Source organism: Arthrobacter halodurans, from assembly GCF_041877255.1.
Classification (GTDB): Bacteria; Actinomycetota; Actinomycetes; order Actinomycetales; family Micrococcaceae; genus Arthrobacter_N; species Arthrobacter_N halodurans.
The window spans coordinates 1-268 of sequence record NZ_JBHDLJ010000041.1 but is presented as its reverse complement, the minus strand read 5'-3'; the positions used below and the strand labels follow the sequence as shown (position 1 = coordinate 268).

Annotated in this window: 1 pseudogene; it reads right to left on the bottom strand. The window is 74.3% G+C overall.

The annotated features are described in order from the left end of the window. Positions 1-268: pseudogene (locus tag ACETWP_RS17340) on the bottom strand (hypothetical protein); the annotation flags it as partial.

Sequence of the window (268 nt, the reverse complement as noted above, 5' to 3'; positions counted from 1 at the left end):
CGGTCAGCGCAGCGGTGGCGACCTTCGCGGTCGCGGCGCTGGCCTTGGTCGTGGTCGTGTAGCCGGCCTTCGTGCCGGTGACGGCCACGGTGATCGCCTTGCCCGCGAGGCTCGGGGCGAGGTCCAGCGTGTTGTTGGTGGCCCCGGCGATGTTGGTGCCGTCCGCGGACCACTGGTAGGCCAGCTCCACCCCGGCCGGGGACCAGGCCCCGGGAACCGCGGTGAGCGTGGAACCCACCGTGGCGGTCCCGGTGACCGTCGGGACCGG